We start from the raw sequence: 17,745 nt of genomic DNA, 5'->3' as shown, positions 1-17,745 counted from the left end.
GTCATGCCGAGTCAACTGGAAAGGGTCAGCCACTGGCTGGCCCTCGTCTGTCGTGTCGTCGCCGGTATCGCCCTGGTGGCGCTGCTGGCGGTGACCATTGCCGATGTCGGCACCCGCTATCTGTATCGCCTCACCGAGGGGGCGATTGCCCTGCGAGTGACCGGCAGCGTGGAGCTGGTCAGCTATCTGATGCTGTGCTCGCTGCTGGCGGCCATGGCGGCCAATGTCGAGAAAAGCCAGGTGGTGGTGGAGGCGTTTTCCCACGGTCTGTCGCCGGCCCTCAAGCATCGCTTGCATGGTATCTATCTGCTGGGCTTCGCGGTGCTTGGCCTGATCCTCTTTCTCGGCCTGCTCGAGTCGGCCTCGGCGGCGGCGCGTCACGGTGAGGTGACCCAGGATCTGCGCTTGCCGATGAGCCCCATCTATTACGTGGCCGCGGTCCTCAGTCTGTTGCTAGGGATCCGCAGCCTGATGCATGCCCTGCTCGGTGCGTTCTGGGGACGCGAGTCGGAGGTGTCCCATGGCGAGTGAAACGATCGGAGCCCTGGGCCTCGGGGCACTGCTGATCCTGATGGTGCTGCGCGTGCCGGTGGCGCTGACCATGCTGATCGTCGGAGTGGTGGGATTCGCCCAGGTGATCAGTTGGGACGCGGCCATCTCCCAGCTCAAGACGGTACCAGTGGAGGTGCTTTCCAACTACAGCTTCAGTGCCGTGCCGATGTTCATCCTGATGGGTGTGCTGGCGGCGCATTCCGGCATGGCCGGCAAGCTGTTCCAGGCCACCCGGGTGATCTGCGGTGGCTGGAAAGGTGGGCTGGCGATCGCTGCAGTGGGCTCGTGCGGGGTCTTCTCGGCGATCTCCGGTTCCTCACTGGCCACCGCCAGCACCATGACCCGGGTAGCGCTGCCGGAGATGGAACGCTACGGATACAATCGTGGCCTGGCCACCGGGGCGCTGGCCGCCGGGGGGACCCTGGGCATCATGATTCCGCCGTCCATCGCGCTGCTGATCTATGCCGTGCTGACCGAGCAGTCGGTGGGCGACATGTTCATGGCCGGGCTGGTGCCGGGGCTGATGGGGCTGGTGATGTACTCGCTCACCGTGACGGTCGTGATGCGCCTCAGGCCCTCATTGGCGGTGGCCGGCGAGCCGACTTCCTGGAGGGAGAAGCTGGCCTCGATGAGCGGGCTGGTGCCCTTCTTCGCGGTCTTCCTGCTGATGATCCTGGGCATCTACTTCGGGGTCTTCACGCCGACCGAAGGGGCCAGCGTCGGTGCCTTCGCCACGCTGCTCTACGCCCTGTTCAAGGGCCTGCGGGGGCGTGAGCTGTGGCAGGCGGTCCAGGAGACCCTGGCGCTGTCGACGGTCGTGTTCTTCATGCTGGTCGGTGCCGATGCGCTGGGCTATTTCATCTCGGTTTCGCGGATCTCGTTCTCGATCAGCGATTTCCTCTACGGGATGGACCTGGCGCCGATCGTGGTCGTGCTGTGCATCCTGCTGATGTACTTCGTGCTGGGCATGTTCATGGATTCCATCGCCATGCTGGTGATCACGGTGCCGGTGGTCTTCCCGATCATCCAGTCGCTGGGCATCGATCCGGTGTGGTTCGGCATCGTCACGGTGCTGACCGTGGAGCTGGGCCTGATCACCCCGCCGGTGGGCATGAACGTTTTCGTGATCAAGGCGATGGCGCCGCACGTGGGGTTGGGCGAGATCTTCCGCGGCGTGGCGCCATTCATCGTCTCGGACTTCGTGCGCCTGGTCGTGCTGATCGCCTTCCCGGTGCTGACCTCTCTGTTTCTGCTGTAGGAGGCAAGCGCCGGAGGGGGGACTTCCGAACTTGCCACCGGGTCAGGGCTTCGCCATATACGGTGAAGCCCTAACCTGAGCTGGCTATAGCCTCGATAATGTTCTCGCAGAACCAGCGTTGGGCTGGTGATCGGGTCGTATATTCCTGCCAGTAGAGTGCCACGTCGAAAGGGGGAACCTCGAACGGAAGTTCGAGGACCTTGAGTGGCGCTTCCCGCTCGAACGCCGCAGCAATCTGCTGGGGCAAGATCACCAGCAGGTCGCTTTCCTGCAGGATCCTGGGGAGGATCGAAAAGTGGGGAACGACCAGGCTGACCTTTCTCTGGATGCCCAACTCGTGGATGACATCTTCGGCCAGGCCATGTCCCGATGAAGCGGCAACTACGGCATGCCTGGCTGCAATGAACTGCTCCAGGCTCAAGTGATTACCGATGCTGGTATGGTCTCGATTGAGAAGACAGACATAGCGTTCATTGAGGATTACCCTGCGCTCTATCCCCGGAGTCGTTATCGGACGGCTACAGATGACGGCATTGACTTTTCCCGTGGCCAGCCACTCCCCGACCTTGTCGATTTCCAGGGCAATGACCTCGAGTTCTATATCCGGGGCTATAGGGTGTATATGAGCCAGGATGCGTGGTAATAACGCCATCTCGCCGAGATCGGTCAATGCCAGGCGAAAGCGTCGTCTGGAGTGTTGCGGGTCGAATTCACGGTTGCTTTCCAGAACGTTGTCTATCTGTGCCAGTGAGTCACGCAGGGAGGGATAAATCTGCATGGCTGTAAAAGTTGGCTCCATTCCCTCTCGAGACCGGATGAAGAGTCGGTCGTCGAAAAGATCACGCAGCCGTGAAAGGGCATAGCTTACCGATGGTTGAGTGACATGAAGCCGTTCTGCGGCCAGGGTCACGCTTCTGGCGTCGAAGAGCGTCACGAATACCCTGACCAGGTTGAGGTCGAGTGATGGCATGAAATAAACACCATTTATTTTCTATAGAAAATATATTGATTTGATCGATTATAGCAGGGTGGCTAATGTGAAGTGAAAGTTGTCAATTAAGAGAAGCACATGCCGTCCGTACACTCCGTCAGCTACAGTATTCTCCGCCAGCAAGGCCTTGATATCGTCTTCGGAAATCCCGGTTCAAACGAGTTGCCATTTCTCAAGGATTTTCCAGAGGATTTTCGCTATGTTCTCGGTCTCCACGAAGGTGTCGTGGTGGGAATGGCGGATGGCTATGCTCTGGCGAGCGGTAAGTCAGTATTGGTCAACCTGCATGCCGCGGCTGGAACGGGCAATGCAATGGGAGCACTGACCAATGCCTGGTATTCCCATTCCCCCTTGGTCATCACTGCAGGCCAGCAGGCACGCTCGATGATCGGCGTGGAGTCGATGCTTGCCAATGTCGATGCACCATCTCTTCCGCGCCCTCTGGTCAAGTGGAGCTATGAGCCTTCCTGCCCCGAGGACGTTCCGCGAGCCTTGAGCCAGGCAATTCATATGGCCAGTCTGCCGGCCCGTGGCCCGGTTTACCTGTCGATCCCGCATGATGATTGGCAATGCGAGGTCGAGGACGAGGCGTCGTTGCTGCCTCCGCGTGACGTCCATCATGCGGGCGCACCATCGGATACCCAGATAGATGCGCTAGCCGAACATCTCGACGAGGCCGACAATCCGGTACTCGTACTGGGACCTGAAGTCGATGCCGAGCGTGCCAACGCTTTGGCCATTGAGTTGGCAGAACGCCTATGCATGGAGGTCTGGATAGCACCATCCGCCTCGCGCTGCCCATTTCCCAATCGCCATGCTTGCTTTCGCGGAGTATTGCCGGCAGCCATTTCGGGCATCTCGGAGCAGCTCGCTGGGCATGACCTGATCCTGGTGATCGGCGCCCCTGTATTCCGCTACCACCAATATGCGCCGGGTCGCTATCTACCGGATGGTGCACACCTGATACATGTCACCAGTGATGCGCAGGAGGCTGCCCGGGCCCCTATGGGCAATGCTCTGGTGGGTGACATCCGCGCCGTTCTGGAGGCCTTGTTACCTAAGTTGGCCCAGAGTGACCGCACCATGCCGGATCCGTTACCGATACCGTCGCCGACCAATTCCGGTGAGATCGGTCGCCTCTCTCCTGAAAGTGTCTTCGATGTCCTCAATGATCGGGTTCCTGATGACGTGATTTACGTCAAGGAGTCGACGTCGACGGTAACGGCCTTCTGGCAACGTGTGGAGATGCGACACCCTGGGAGTTATTTCTTTCCTGCAGCAGGCGGGCTGGGGTTTGGCTTGCCTGCGTCAGTAGGCGTACAGCTTGCCAGTCCTGATCGCCGAGTTATTGCAGTGATCGGTGATGGGTCGGCCAATTATGCGATCAGCGCACTCTGGAGTGCTGCCCGATACAATGTTCCGGTGATTTTCATCATTCTCAAGAACGAAACCTACGGTGCGCTGCGTTGGTTCTCGAAGATGCTGGATGCCGAGAGTGCGCCGGGAATTGACGTCCCCGGGCTGGATTTCTGCGCGCTGGCACGAGGGTACGGTGTCGAGGCTACTCATGCCGAAACTCGACAGAAATTCGAAGAGGCATTGGCCCAGGCACTTGATGCGTCATGTCCCATGTTGATTGAAGTGCCAACGACAACCATCGAACCCTGAGTTAGACATTCGTTAGGCAGAACCTGCTGACAATGGGAAAGACTAATAAATGACAAAAGAGGATGCCCATGAAATTCGCGATATCATCTCTACTCTTGGTTGCGTCAACATTAGGAGTGTGCGGCTCGGCCTTCGCAGAAACCACCTTGCGTATGGCTCACCTGTGGCCGGCTGGTTCGGTCGTCAACAAGAAGATATTCCAGGATTGGGCCAAGCAGGTCGAAGAAGACTCGAACGGTCAGCTCAATGTAGAAATCTATCCCTCACAGACCTTGAGCCAGGCAGGTAAGACCTATGAGGCGGCAGCAAATGGTATCGCCGATATTGCCGTTACGTTGCAAGGCTATACGGCGGGGCGTTTTCCCCTGACCGAGATCGTACAGCTACCTGGTGTAGTCAGCAGCGCATCGCAGGGATCCTGTATTCTGCAGACGCTGTATGATGAGGGGGACATCGCCGAGGAGTATTCCGATACTCGCGTGCTGTTTCTGTTCACTACAGGTCCCGCCTACCTTCATAGTCAAGACGCTGAGATTCAGAAGCCTGGTGACCTGGAGGGCCTGCGTATTCGTCGACCCAGCTCGGTGGCGGGAGAAATGCTGTCAAGTATGGGGGCCCAGCCATTGGGCATGCCTGCGCCAGACATTTATACTGCGTTGCAGCGTGGTGTGATGGATGGCTTGAGTTTTCCATGGGAAGCAATGACGGTATTTCGTATCAATGAATTGGTGAATTACCATCTTGAACTTCCTTATTACGCTGGTGCCATTGTGGCCACGATGAGCCAGTCTTCTTACGATGACCTCTCGTCGGATATGCAGAACGTGATCGACAAAAACAGTGGTATGAAGTGGTCCAGAGTGGCAGGCCGGGTCTTCGATGAACTCGATAGGAAGGGGCGCGAAGAAGCGGTTGCGCAGGGGGATACCATCCATGTCGTCGAAGACCCATTGTCTGACCCTGACTGGGCAGCACCCTTGAAGCAGGGCTCCCGGAACTATCTGCAAAGCCTCGAGGAGCGTGGCCTCGATGACGTCGGCGATGTCTATGAAAAGGCATTGGCTCTTGGTGAGCGTTGCCAGGCGTGATCAATCGTTCCCCGAGAGACAGCACCTAGTGACAAGCAAAGGAAACATCATGAAGGCAATCGAACTCTTGATCGGGGGGCAGTCGCGCCCCGCATCGAACCATGCCACCGTCGAACGCGCCAATCCCCTGGCCGGCCATGTGGTGACCCGTGCTGCGGCGGCGAGCGTCGAGGATGCTCGCGAGGCTGCCGATGTTGCTGGTCGAGCCTTCGAGACCTATTCTCGGAGCGGCCCCGAGGAGCGGCGTCTCAAGCTGCTCAAGGCAGCCGAGCTGATGGAGGCCCGCCAGGCGGCGTTCGTCGAGCGCATGGTGGACGAAACCGGAGCGACGCCCGGCTGGGCCGGGTTCAATGTCTCGGTCGCAGTTGGCATGTTGCGTGAGGCGGCGGCTCTGACGACCCAGGTTCAAGGCGATGTGATTCCCTCGAACGTACCGGACAGCCTCGCCATGGGGGTGCGGGTGCCCTGTGGTGTGGTCGTGGGCATTGCCCCCTGGAATGCGCCGATCATCCTGGGCACTCGCGCCATCGCCACGCCCCTGGCGTGCGGCAACAGTGTCATCCTCAAGGCCTCAGAGCAGTGTCCGGCCACGCATCACTTGATCGCCGAGACCCTGCAGGAGGCAGGTTTCGGCGACGGCGAGGTCAACCTCATCACCAATGACCCGGCGAATGCCGCCGACGTGGTGGAGAGCCTGATCGCCCATCCGGCCGTGGCCCGGATCAATTTCACCGGTTCCACCGGGGTGGGGAAGATCATCGCCGAAAAGGCCGCTTCCCATCTCAAGCCGGTACTGCTGGAGCTCGGCGGCAAGGCTCCCTTGCTGGTGCTCGACGATGCCGATCTGGATGCCGCCGTGGATGCGGCGATCTTCGGTGCTTTCTTTAACCAGGGGCAGATCTGCATGTCCACCGAGCGTCTCATCGTGGATGACTCGGTGGCCGACACCTTCGTCGAGAAACTGGCTGCCCGGGCCTCGACCCTCAAGGCAGGCGACCCTCGCGACTCGGCCAATGAGCTCGGCACCCTGATCGATGCCGGAATCGGCGAAAAGCTCAATGGCATGCTGGACGACGCCGTGACTCAGGGAGCTCGCCTCGCTGCCGGCGGCAAGGCGGAAGGGGTGATCATGCCCGCTACCGTGGTCGACGGGGTGACGTCCGGGATGCGGCTCTACGCCGAGGAGTCCTTCGGGCCTGTGGTGGCCGTGATTCGTGTCGGTGGTGAGGAAGAGGCCCTGCGCGTGGCCAACGACAGTGAATACGGCCTCTCGGCGGCGGTATTCAGCCGCGATACCGCTCGGGCCATGAGAGTGGCCGGACGCATTCGCTCGGGTATCTGCCACATCAATGCCCCGACGGTGCACGACGAACCACAGATGCCTTTCGGTGGCGTCAAGGCCAGCGGGTATGGACGCTTTGGCGGCAGGGCAGGGATCGAGGAATTCACCGAGCTGCGTTGGATGACGGTCCAGCTCGGCCCGCGTCACTATCCGATCTGATGCCGAAGGCGGGGGCCGATGCCGTATCTTCGACGGCGTCGGCCACGCGGCTTCTGGTGTTTACCGGGCAGGGCTTCTGCTCATGGCGTTGCCCGGCATTCGTGTGAGTGCTGATCCTCACTGGAAGAGGTCGAGGTCATTGGCGAGGACCACCTCGCCGTCGTACTGGCTTTGAACCTCGTCGAGAACCGACTCGATCGGCGCCCCATAATGCAGGACATGGTAGAGAACCAGCAGGTCCGGCTCGGCTACACCGGCAAGCTCGGCGAGTTCGTCGGTCAGCGTATGGGCATACTGGTGATAGGCCTGCCATTGCTCCGGCAGCTCTTCCCAACCGCGGCGGCTGATGACCTCGTGAATCAGGATATCGGCGTTCGCGGCTTGGCGCTGGACTTCCTCGTTGATCGAAGTGTCGCCGGAAATGACGATGGTCTTGTCGGGTGTCGTGACCTTGTAGCCATAGGCCTTGTCCCAGTCGCCATGGGAAACGGGGAAGGCCTCGACCTTGATATCGTCTTTCTCGAACACGGTGCCGGCGCCGGTGATTTCCGTGACGTCGGCATAGGCCGCATCGGGATTGGTCACCGGGCTCTTGTCTTTCAGGCGAGTCTCGGTGTCGTCGGCCAGCATGGAATAGGCGCCTTCGCTCATCGCCTGGGTGCCTTCGGGACCGAAGACCTGAAGCTGATCGGTGCGGCGCCACCAGTAGGTGCCGAGCAGCTCGGGGAAATCCAGGATGTGATCGCTGTGCAGATGGGTCAGGAAGAGGTGATCGATGTTGATGGGAGTCAGCGGCTCGATATCGAAGCGTTCGGCTGCCTGGGTCGCCCGCTCCACGACGCCCGGGCCGATATCGAAGACATACGCCTCGTCGTCGTGGATGACGGCAATGCCCGAGCCGGCTCGTTCTCCATCGGGGACGGGGGTGCCGGTTCCCAGCATCATGACCTGGGTATTCGCGAGGGCGGCGTGAGAAGCGACCGCCGATAGGCCGAGCAGTGCCAGCGGGAGGATGCATTTCTTCATGGGCTGTTCCTTCTGGAGACGACGTCCAGAGCATGAGGGTGGGCCGAAGAGGGCGTTGTGTTCATTATGCGAACTATTGTTTGCTCTTCGACCAAGATCCTAGCAAGCGTGGAACGGCCTGCAATTCGACGAACGTGTGGGGTGGCACCTTGATGGGCAGTGCTATGAGAGAAACACGGTAGTAGCCGGCCTATTGTTGCTTGCGATCCGCCGCATCGGCTTCCTGGCGTCGGCGGAAGTCCTTGGGCGGCAGTCCCGTGAGTCGCTTGAAGAAGCGCGTGAAATAGGCCGGCTCGGAAAATCCCAGGCCTTCGGCCACTTCGCCGATGGTCAGGTTGGTATAGGTGAGCTGGCGCTTGGCTTCCAGCAGCAGTCGTTCATGGAGCAATTGCAGGGCACTGCGTCCGGCCAGGCGCCGGCAGAGCGTGTTGAGGTGAGCGCTGGTCACACCCAACTGTTCGGCGAAATGCTCGATGCCGGGCTGCTGGCTGAACTGAGCTTCGATCAACGTCTGATAGGCCTGCAGGTGCTCCCTGGCCTTGTCCCGCTGGCGAGGGCGCGCGCGGGACGGTTGCCGGGCGGCCGTCTCGGCCAGTCGGGCCGTCTCGATGGTCAGCGCTTCCATCAGGGCTTCCAGCAGGTGCGAGCGTCCCTGGGCGGGATGGCGATACTCGTCGTCGATCTGCTCGACCAGGGTAGCGATGCGCCCATGGTGCCGCGTCGTGCTCAGCGCATGGGCATCGGGCTTCGACAGTACGCCGGATTGGCTGTCCAGGCGGGCTTGCAGCCTTTCGACCAGCGGCCGCGACAGGGTGATGATGTGACCCTGGGTATCCGGCGAGAAGTGGAAGCCATGAATGCTCATGGCCGGCACCACGATCAGCTGTGGGGCCTCGAGAGAGCGACCGCCACCTTCCAGTTCCAGGGTCACCCGGCCTTCGGCGAGATACAGGAGGTGGCAGAGGTCGGCATGGCGATGTGGTCGAATGCGCCAGTCATGACGACGGCTGCGCTCGGGGATCGATTCGCAGTGCAGCAGGTCGGGGGTCGGCCACTGGCGTGTTTCGCCATAGAGCTGGAAAACGGGCACGAGAGAGTCGGGCATGGGGCGTCCTGGCGGTGGGCCTACGACCAATGTAGGTAGCAAATGCCGGAAATGTCCAAATGGTGATGTGGATATTGCCTTATACGGGCAAGCACTTCATTGAAAAATGCAAGCCATAGAATTATCCACCATTGCCGGGGGAGGACTTCCCATGAAGACACAGGTCGCCATCATCGGTGCCGGGCCCTCGGGCCTGTTGCTGGGACAGTTGCTGCAGCGCCAGGGCATCGACAACGTCATCCTCGAGCGCCGCTCAGGGGAATACGTGCTTGGCCGTATTCGTGCCGGAGTGCTGGAACAGGGCATGGCCGACCTGCTGCGCGAGGCTGGCGTCGACGAACGCATGGATGCCGAGGGCCTGCCTCATGACGGTGTCGAACTGGCCTTCGACAACCGTCGGGTGCGTATCGACCTGGCCGGCCTGACCGGCGGCAAGCAGGTGATGGTCTACGGCCAGACCGAGGTGACCCGCGACCTGATGGCGGCGCGCCAGGCCACTGGTGGCACGACGCTCTATGAAGTCGATGACGTCCAGCCTCACGATCTCGACACCGAACGCCCCTATGTCACCTTCGTCGACAAGCACGGCGAAACGCAGCGCCTCGATTGCGATTATGTGGCGGGCTGCGATGGCTATCACGGCGTGTCGCGCGAGTCGATTCCCAAGGATCGCATCAAGGAATTCGAGCGCGTCTATCCCTTTGGCTGGCTGGGGCTGCTGTCCGATACACCGCCGGTCGCCGACGAGTTGATCTATGCCCGTCACGAGCGCGGTTTCGCGCTGTGCAGCATGCGCTCCGAGACTCGCAGTCGCTATTACCTTCAGGTGCCGCTGGAGGAGAAGGTAGAGGACTGGTCGGACGAGCGCTTCTGGGAAGAGCTCAAGCGTCGCGTCCCCGAGGACGTGGCGGCGAAACTGGTCACCGGTCCTTCCCTGGAGAAGAGCATAGCGCCGCTGCGCAGCTTCGTTGTCGAGCCCATGCAGTACGGCCGGCTCTTCCTGGTGGGCGATGCTGCGCATATCGTGCCGCCGACCGGGGCCAAGGGGCTCAATCTCGCGGCCAGCGACGTCAACAGCCTCTATCGGCTGCTGGTCAAGGTCTACCACGAGGGTCGCACCGACCTGATCCCGAACTACTCCCGCACCTGCCTGAGGCGTATCTGGAAGGCCGAGCGTTTCTCCTGGTGGATGACCTCGATGCTGCACAAGTTCTCCGACGAGGAAGACTTCGGCAGCCGCATGCAGCAGGCCGAGCTCGATTACGTGACCGGCTCCGAGGCGGGCCTGACCACCATCGCGGAGAACTATGTGGGCCTGCCCTACGAGTCGCTGGAATAGCCAGGACCGAGCATTCAGCGATGTCATTCGCGAAGATCGAGGCCCGAAGCATCTTTTCCCGCTGTCAGCCGAACATGCGTGTGCTGGATCGAATTGCAGCGGTGCGTGACATCTTCGGCCGGATAGGGAGACCATGGCGAACGTCGGGGGCTGGTTCGGGCCTCATCCGTGAGCTGAGGAAACGTGATGCGAATATGGCTGGGTATCCTGCTGGGCGTGCTGCTGACCGGCTGCGATCAGACGCCCACCGGTCGTCAGCAATTGGCGCTGGTGCCCGATACGCTGATGTCGCAGATGGGGGCGGATGCCTTCGAACAGATGCGCCAGCAGGGGCCTATCGCCACCGGGGCCACGGTCAATCGGCGGGTGGAATGCGTGGCCGAGGCTCTGGTGGCCGCGGCGCGTCGCCGGTATCCGGAGGCGGAGATGCCCGACGACTGGCAGGTGGTGGTCTTCGATCGCTCGTCTCCCAATGCCTTCGCCTTGCCGGGTGGTCGCATCGGTGTGCATGCCGGCCTGTTGAGGGTGGCTGAATCACCGTCTCAACTGGCGACGGTGATCGGGCACGAAATCGGGCATGTGCTGGCCGATCATGGAAACGAGCGCATGACCCAGCAATTGGGCATCAAGGCGGCGTTGCTGCTGGTTGGCCTGCTGGGCGAGGGCGAGCTTGCTCAGGAACCGTTGCAGCGTGCGCTGGGTATAGGAGCTCGGTTGGGCATCGCCTTGCCCTTCAGTCGCACCCATGAGGAAGAGGCCGACCTGATGGGGCTGATGATCATGGCCGAGGCGGGCTTCGATCCCGCCCAGAGCGTGGCGCTGTGGCGCAACATGGCCGCCGCCGGGGGCGACCAGCCTCCGGAATTCCTGTCGACCCACCCAGCACATGAGTCGCGTATCGAGCTGTTGCAGAAACACCTGCCGGAGGCAGGAGACATCCGTGAAACGGCGGCGCCTTCGTTCTGTGCGTGAGGCTATTCCACCGGGGGAAGGGCAGGGACGGTAACAGGGCAGACAAGCCGGGGCTGAATGAGATAGCCCCGACTCATGTCATTGAGACTTACTCAATGTGGCCTTGGTGGATCAAGTCGGTCAGGCGTTTGTGCCACTCAATGTCCTGCCACATGCCCACGAACTGAGGACCACAAAAATGACTAGTGGAAAGCGCCATCCAGCGGCCGGTCTTCGATGCTTCCTCTACGCCGAATGCGCACAGCTCCTTGACCCATTCCCAATCCAGCAGGGGCCAATCCTTATAGGCAACCAAGGCCCAGCCTTCAGTGGTAATTAAAGGTTTTCCCGTCTCGCGGGACCATTCGGCCAATAGGTCGATACCGCCCTTCAAACAACTTTTCCAATGATCAGGGTTCTCCCTATAAAGGGGCTCAGCCTTTCGGGCCAGGATGTCGTACATTGCCGGATCGAAGCCTGCTTTACCGAGGTCGAACCCCATTCTCGGTTCAAAGTCACTCACTTCTTCCTGGGCCATCCATATATGCGGCTCTAGAAGGTCCATGAAAGAAACGTCCTGTTCTCGCCAGTTCGTGTATTCCCCTGTATACGAAAAGCAATAATCAAGACTGGGGTAGGCTTGTCGGAGTATGGAGATGGCATCTGCCATCCATTTCCTGATATCTGGTTGGGTACGAGACGGTACTCCATCAATACCCTCAGAGGCGAATTTCAGGAATGGGGCCCACAAGGGCACCGGCCACTCGTTGCAGAGGTCGACCCACAGGATGCTATCCATCAATCCTGCTTCGGCGATGGTATCCAGGGTTCTCTTCCAGATCTGTCCCAGATCTTCCGGGGACTTGATGTGCATCCTTACGTCGTTCTCGTCCTGCCGGAACCAACTCGAGAGCGCGACCTTCACCCCCCGTTCCGCGCATAGACCGATGAACTCGTTCAGGGCCGGCTGCACTCTGACCCTGGTTGGCGCGGGACTTCCCCAGTCATGCTGGCTCCAGACCGGCAGCAGCTCCCATTCGCGCGCGGGGTCAGAGGCAATCAGGTGGGGATAGGCATCAATGCGGACAGCGTCGTAGCCCCGTTCCTTCAGCTCATCCAGAACCTTGCCCCAATCCTCGTAGCCAGCACCAGGCCAGCGGCGCTCCAGCCAGGAGAAATCCCACATGGCGATCGCAAGCGGATGTGTCAGCTTGGACTTCAACATCGTAAAGCTCCTTTAGCAGATCAATCGACAAAGGCACTGTGATCCATTGCGCTGGAGCTGTGAAACGAGTAGTTTTCGATGAACTGTTAAGAATAATTTGAAAGTATATGCAGCGAATGCTCCCTGGTACCCGAGCGCTCAGGACGTTGGAAGCAGCCGGGCGACATCTGAACTTCACCCGTGCCGCCGAAGAGCTGGGGTTGACCCCGGCGGCCGTCAGTGCCCAGATCAAGGAGATCGAGGGCCAGCTTGGCACTGTGCTTTTCACGCGCACCAGTCGCAGAATTCAACTCACACCCGCTGGCACTGTTCTGTTCGAGGCGGTTGGCGATGCGCTGGATAACTTGCACCAGGCTGCCAACCGCGCTCGAAAAGTGGCTCGGGGCTCTGCTCATGTACGCCTCTCTCTGGGACCAAGGTTTGCCACTCACTGGCTTCTGCCCCGCCTGTCGCGTTTTCGGGAAGCGAATCCTGGCCTGGAGCTGACGTTCGATATTACGGATCGAGTACGGGACTTCGACTTGGACGATGTGGACGCTGCCATTCGTTTCGGCAAGGGACGTTACACAGGGGCGTGTTCGGAGCGCTTATTCGCTACTGATGTTGTCCCGGTGTGCAGTCCAAAACTGATGGAAGCTGGCGATAATCCGAAAGAGCCGAAAGACCTCGTATACCACACTCTCTGCCATGTCGACTGTCAGACTGACGACATGATCTGGCCGAGTTGGTCGACCTGGATGGCCGCTGCGGGCATCGATGATTTCGATGATAGCCGATGTATGGCTTTTACTGATTCAAGCCATGTGGTGCAGGCCGTCGTCGATAGCAATGTCATTGGATTGGTTGAATTGGCACTGATCGAGAATGATCTGGCTCAGGGGCGTCTAGTGAGATTATTCGACATCGGTGTCAGCGTGGCAGATGAGTATGCCTATCATCTGGTCTATCCGCATCGCAATAGCAAAGATCCTGGTATTCAGGCTCTGCGAAGATGGTTGGTGAATGAGGCCGAAAGTCGGGTCATGGCATCGGATGTCAGCATCGGGGGAGAAGATGCATGAGACGGAGAGCCGATGAGAATTCCGGCATGATCCACGTGCCATGAGCGTGTGTATCGTGTCTGGATGAGTGGCCACCTGGCCTTGCCGGGGCGACAAGCCCGACATGGCCGGTTAAGGTGGCGAAGGCTTGTGTTCGCAACTCGGTAGTCGTCCATGGATGATCATCTATCCCCCTTCCAGTTATTGATCCTGGTGCTGTCGATCTATGTGCTCGGCGCGCTGGCGGCGGATGTGCTGTTCGATCTGTCGCCCGAGATGTCGCAACTGCTGCACTACATCGACCTGTTCGTCTGCCTGTTCTTCCTGGCCGACTTCTGTATTCGCTTTCGGGCCGCACGCGACAAGTGGCGTTTCATGCGTTGGGGCTGGATCGATCTGCTGGCGAGCATCCCCGCCGGTTGGTTGTTCGCCGGTCGCCTGGTAAGGGTCGTGCAGGTGATTCGTCTGCTGCGGGCGATCAAGTCGCTGCACATGATCTGGCGACTGTTGTTCCGCAACCGCGCCAAAGGGTTCTTCGTCTCGGTCACCACGGCGACCCTGCTGCTGGTGGCCTTCGGTTCCATGACGATCCTGATGGTGGAAGGGCCCAACCCGGAGAGCAGCATCGACACCGCCGAGGAGGCGCTGTGGTGGGCCTTCGTCACGGTCACCACCGTGGGCTATGGGGACTATTATCCGATCACCACCCTGGGACGTATCGTGGCGGCCATGTTGATGGTCGCCGGGGTTGGCATGTTCGGCAGCTTCGCCGCCTATGTCGGCTCGTTGTTCGTCGAGGAGCAGGATGACGAAAACGCGCGTCAGCACCGCGCCAGTCGTGAGTTGATCCGCGACCTGTATGGCGAGATCCAGGCGCTTCGCCAGGAGGTCGCGGCCCTCAGGGATGAGCGTGATCCGCCCTCCGGCGAGCGTTGATCAGGGGCTGACTGCATTCACCACAGGCCGAATCAGGAGTTCGAGCGGTCGTCGCGGGTCTCGTAGTCGCCTTCGAGCACCTGATGGTCCCGCGCCCTGTCGTTCGAGCGGGGCTCGCGGTAGGTTCCTCCGCCGATATCCTGGGCCTGGTCGGCGCGCATGGCTTCCATGCGTTTCTTCATGCGGTGACGCAGGAAGGGCAGCATGGCCCAGCCGATCAGCAGGAATACCAGGCCGATCACGGTGCCGATGATCATCATCACACCGAAGAACAGCCAGGTGAACAGCAGCTTGATACCGCTGACATTGCCACCGGGCTTGGCCTGGCGGGCACGCTGCTGCCACTGTTGCGCGGCGCGCCAGGCGGCGTTGCTGCGCGGGTCATTGGGGTTGGACATGGGAATCTCCATGGTGGCCGGTCGCATCGCGACCGTGCCGTGAATGACTGCCACTTGGAAAGCGTCGCTTCATGAATGTTCCGTGCGGCCAGTCTGCCAGAGTTCGGCGAGGATTTCGTAGCTGCGCAGGCGATCCTGTTGTGCGTAGACGTCGGTGTGGATCATCAGCTCGTCGGCACCGGTGGCGTCGAGGAAGGCTTCGAGGCCGTCATGGACGCGCTGGGGGCCGCCGATGACCGCGGCGCCGAAGAATTGCTCGACCTGTGCCTGCTCCAGGGTAGACCAGTCGAGTCGTTCTACTGGCGGCAGGGCCTTGGTGCGGCGACCGCGAATCATGCCGAGAAACTTCTGGCGAGCCGTCGAGGCGAGGAACTCTGCCTGTTCGTCGCTCTCGGCGGCGACCACCGGCAGGCCGACCATCGCATAGGGAGCGTCCAGTACCGAGGAGGGCTGGAAGTTGTCGCGATACAGTCGCAAAGCATCGTGCAACTGGGCCGGGGCGAACTGGGCGGCGAAGGCGAAGGGCAGACCTTCGCGGGCGGCCAGCCGCGCGCTGTAGTCGCTGGAGCCGAGCAGCCAGATGGGCACCTTGGTGCCCTGACCGGGGATGGCGCGCACGCGCTGGTCGGTTCGCTCGTCGTCGAGGAAGCCGCGCAGCTCTTCGAGGCGCTGGGGGAAGTCGTCGACGCCGGCGCGCGGGTCGCGACGCATGGCGGCCATGGTGGCGCCGTCGGAGCCCGGGGCACGCCCGAGGCCGAGGTCAATGCGGCCCGGGTAGAGCGTTTCCAGGGTGCCGAACTGTTCGGCGATCACCAGGGGCGGGTGATTGGGCAGCATGATGCCACCGCTGCCCACGCGGATATGCGAGGTTCGTTCGGCCAGGTGTCCGATCAATACGGCGGTGGCAGCGCTGGCGATGCCATCGATGCTGTGGTGTTCGGCGACCCAGTAACGGGTGAAGCCGAGGCGTTCGGTCAGGCGGGCCAGCGCGACGCTCTCGGCGAAGCTGTCGGCGGCGCTGCCGCCCTGCCGGATGGGGGCCAGGTCCAGTACGGAGAGGGGCGTGTCGGCTAGTCGGGGCATGGGGTAAGGCTCCAAAAATTAGCATGCTTTCTTTGTAGGTGAGGGCGACACCAGGAAGAAACAACAGGCCGGCTACGATTTGGAGGGGCAATTCGCACGTACGATGCTGCTGACAAGAGATGCGGCGAGCATGTCATGCATCGTACGTTTATTTATACTCATGATATTGGCGTATTTCTTCGCCAGGATGGCGAGATTGGCCACAGGGATGACGGCGGTCGCGCGATGTGACGCGGGCGCTCAAGGGGGTGGAAGCACAATGGCGGGGATGTCGCGGACTCGCAAGCGAACGGGTGCGACTCGGCGGCATGCGCCGAGCCGACGGTTGCGGTGCGATTGGGCGTGTTTCGATCGCTGGCTGGATCGGATCGTGACGCTGGCCGTGATCACCGCCCTGCTGGTGGGCGGGACGGCGCTGATCCTCCACCTGGTGCTGTGAGAAGCGTGGCCGTCGCTCTCCTTGTCATGCCTGGCCGCGATGTCCCCGAGGTTGCTGCTGCGTGATGCAGTGGATGTTGCCACCGCCGAGCAGGATCTCGCGGGCCGGCACGCCGATCACGCGGCGTGTCGGGAACAGCTTCTCGATGATGGCCCTGGCCTCGTCGTCCCTTGCCGGATCGAGCAGCGGCATCACGACCACCGAATTGCCGATGTAGAAGTTCACGTAGGAGCCGGCCATGCGATCGCCGGGCCGGCGCGGATGGGAGTGACTGAGTCGGTCGATGCCGCTGGCTTCGTCCGCATCGATGGTCAGTGGTCCGGGCTGGGGCAGCTTGTGCACTTCGAGCGGTCGCCCCTTGGCATCCCGGGCCTGTTCCAGAATCGCCAGGGCCTCACGGGAGATGGCGTGCTGGGGATCGGCCGGGTCGTCGGTCCAGCTCAGGGCCACTTGGCCGGGAGCGATGAAGCAACACAGGTTGTCGACGTGGCCGTCGGTCTCGTCCAGATAGCAGCCCCGCGGCAACCAGATGATGGTTTCCACCCCCAGGGTATCGCGCAGGACCTGCTCCATGTCGTCCCGTGAGAGATTCGGGTTGCGATTGGCATTGAGCAGGCACTCCTCGGTGGTGATCAGCGTGCCCTCGCCATCCACGTGGATGGCGCCGCCTTCCAGTACCACCGAGGCTTCGAAGCGCGTCACGCCGAGCATCTCGGCGATCTTGGTACGAATGCGGCGATCCTTGTCCCAGGGGAAGTAGAGCCCGCCCTCGAGCCCGCCCCAGGCGTTGAACTCCCAGTCCACCAGGGCCAGCCGGCCATCCGGGTGGGTCAGGAAGGTCGGGCCGACGTCACGCATCCAGGCGTCGTTGCTGGAAAGCTCCACCACGCGAACGTTGTCGGGCAACTGATTGCGGGCGTTTTCGTATTGCTCGTCGTTGACGCCGACGAAGACCGTCTCGCTTTCGGCGATGGCCGTGGCGACCTCGACGAAGGCTTGCTGGGCCGGTTTGGCGCCATAGCGCCAGTTGTCCGGGCGTTGCGGCCACAGCATCCAGCAGGCGTCATGGGGCTCGAACTCGGCCGGCATGGAGAAGCCGAGGGCAGCGGGAGTGGCGGAGGATGTCATGGTGGTCATGGGCTCTC

Annotated in this window: 16 protein-coding genes; 9 read left to right on the top strand and 7 right to left on the bottom strand. The window is 61.1% G+C overall.

Translation table 11 applies throughout. The features are described from left to right. Nucleotides 1–3: 3 nt before the first annotated feature. Together HELO_RS16020 and HELO_RS16015 are read left to right on the top strand one after the other, a co-directional pair. Nucleotides 4–531 carry a TRAP transporter small permease gene (locus tag HELO_RS16020; protein ID WP_013333693.1) on the top strand — a complete coding sequence of 176 codons (528 nt, stop codon included), beginning with the start codon at nucleotides 4–6 and terminating at the stop codon, nucleotides 529–531. Next, nucleotides 521–1,810: a TRAP transporter large permease gene (locus tag HELO_RS16015; protein WP_013333692.1), complete on the top strand. Its 1,290-nt coding sequence runs from the start codon at nucleotides 521–523 to the stop codon at nucleotides 1,808–1,810. The genes HELO_RS16020 and HELO_RS16015 overlap by 11 nt, the downstream gene beginning before the upstream one ends. Before the next feature lie 70 nt (nucleotides 1,811–1,880). Here HELO_RS16015 and HELO_RS16010 read toward each other — a convergent pair whose 3' ends face one another. Further along, entirely contained in the window at nucleotides 1,881–2,780 is a 900-nt protein-coding gene (locus tag HELO_RS16010; RefSeq protein WP_013333691.1) for a LysR family transcriptional regulator, read from the bottom strand. A 99-nt stretch (nucleotides 2,781–2,879) separates the two neighbouring features. Between HELO_RS16010 and mdlC the strand changes: the two genes are divergently transcribed. The 3 genes from mdlC (at nucleotide 2,880) to HELO_RS15995 (ending at nucleotide 7,058) form a co-directional block, all read left to right on the top strand. Further along, entirely contained in the window at nucleotides 2,880–4,469 is a 1,590-nt protein-coding gene (mdlC, locus tag HELO_RS16005; protein WP_013333690.1) for a benzoylformate decarboxylase, read from the top strand. A 68-nt stretch (nucleotides 4,470–4,537) separates the two neighbouring features. Next, complete coding sequence (locus tag HELO_RS16000) at nucleotides 4,538–5,557, top strand: TRAP transporter substrate-binding protein (protein ID WP_013333689.1); 1,020 nt, start codon at nucleotides 4,538–4,540, stop codon at nucleotides 5,555–5,557. A 49-nt stretch (nucleotides 5,558–5,606) separates the two neighbouring features. Continuing rightward, nucleotides 5,607–7,058: an aldehyde dehydrogenase gene (locus HELO_RS15995; protein ID WP_041602199.1), complete on the top strand. Its 1,452-nt coding sequence runs from the start codon at nucleotides 5,607–5,609 to the stop codon at nucleotides 7,056–7,058. Between the two features lie 117 nt (nucleotides 7,059–7,175). Here the strand turns inward: HELO_RS15995 and HELO_RS15990 are convergent, their stop codons facing one another. Next, nucleotides 7,176–8,084: an MBL fold metallo-hydrolase gene (locus HELO_RS15990; protein WP_013333687.1), complete on the bottom strand. Its 909-nt coding sequence runs from the start codon at nucleotides 8,082–8,084 to the stop codon at nucleotides 7,176–7,178. A gap of 190 nt (nucleotides 8,085–8,274) precedes the next feature. Then, nucleotides 8,275–9,189: a helix-turn-helix domain-containing protein gene (locus tag HELO_RS15985; RefSeq protein WP_013333686.1), complete on the bottom strand. Its 915-nt coding sequence runs from the start codon at nucleotides 9,187–9,189 to the stop codon at nucleotides 8,275–8,277. Between the two features lie 151 nt (nucleotides 9,190–9,340). Here HELO_RS15985 and pobA point away from each other — a divergent pair, with 151 nt between their 5' ends. Then, entirely contained in the window at nucleotides 9,341–10,528 is a 1,188-nt protein-coding gene (pobA, locus tag HELO_RS15980) for a 4-hydroxybenzoate 3-monooxygenase (RefSeq protein ID WP_013333685.1), read from the top strand. A 186-nt stretch (nucleotides 10,529–10,714) separates the two neighbouring features. After that, entirely contained in the window at nucleotides 10,715–11,500 is a 786-nt protein-coding gene (locus HELO_RS15975; RefSeq protein ID WP_013333684.1) for a M48 family metallopeptidase, read from the top strand. An 88-nt stretch (nucleotides 11,501–11,588) separates the two neighbouring features. Here the strand turns inward: HELO_RS15975 and HELO_RS15970 are convergent, their stop codons facing one another. Next, on the bottom strand, nucleotides 11,589–12,704 hold the full coding sequence (locus HELO_RS15970; protein ID WP_109637517.1) for a cellulase-like family protein: 1,116 nt from the start codon (nucleotides 12,702–12,704) through the stop codon (nucleotides 11,589–11,591). A gap of 107 nt (nucleotides 12,705–12,811) precedes the next feature. Here HELO_RS15970 and HELO_RS15965 point away from each other — a divergent pair, with 107 nt between their 5' ends. Both HELO_RS15965 and HELO_RS15960 read left to right on the top strand, forming a co-directional pair. Further along, nucleotides 12,812–13,765 (top strand): LysR substrate-binding domain-containing protein, encoded by a 954-nt coding sequence (locus tag HELO_RS15965; protein WP_013333682.1) that lies wholly within the window; start codon nucleotides 12,812–12,814, stop codon nucleotides 13,763–13,765. A 153-nt stretch (nucleotides 13,766–13,918) separates the two neighbouring features. Beyond that, nucleotides 13,919–14,680 (top strand): ion transporter, encoded by a 762-nt coding sequence (locus HELO_RS15960; protein WP_013333681.1) that lies wholly within the window; start codon nucleotides 13,919–13,921, stop codon nucleotides 14,678–14,680. Between the two features lie 32 nt (nucleotides 14,681–14,712). Here the strand turns inward: HELO_RS15960 and HELO_RS15955 are convergent, their stop codons facing one another. The 3 genes from HELO_RS15955 to aguA form a co-directional block, all read right to left on the bottom strand. After that, nucleotides 14,713–15,078, bottom strand: a complete 366-nt coding sequence (locus HELO_RS15955) for a hypothetical protein (RefSeq protein WP_013333680.1) — start codon at nucleotides 15,076–15,078, stop codon at nucleotides 14,713–14,715. Nucleotides 15,079–15,147: 69 nt separating this feature from the next. Further along, a complete protein-coding gene (locus tag HELO_RS15950) occupies nucleotides 15,148–16,161 on the bottom strand; it encodes an LLM class flavin-dependent oxidoreductase (protein WP_013333679.1) in 1,014 nt (337 codons plus the stop codon). A gap of 463 nt (nucleotides 16,162–16,624) precedes the next feature. Further along, nucleotides 16,625–17,737 carry an agmatine deiminase gene (gene aguA / locus HELO_RS15940; RefSeq protein WP_013333678.1) on the bottom strand — a complete coding sequence of 371 codons (1,113 nt, stop codon included), beginning with the start codon at nucleotides 17,735–17,737 and terminating at the stop codon, nucleotides 16,625–16,627. Nucleotides 17,738–17,745 lie beyond the last annotated feature (8 nt).

Origin of the sequence: Halomonas elongata DSM 2581 (assembly GCF_000196875.2) — a bacterium.
In the GTDB taxonomy this organism is placed as follows: Bacteria; Pseudomonadota; Gammaproteobacteria; order Pseudomonadales; family Halomonadaceae; genus Halomonas; species Halomonas elongata.
This window is presented reverse-complemented; position numbering and strand designations above follow the sequence as displayed.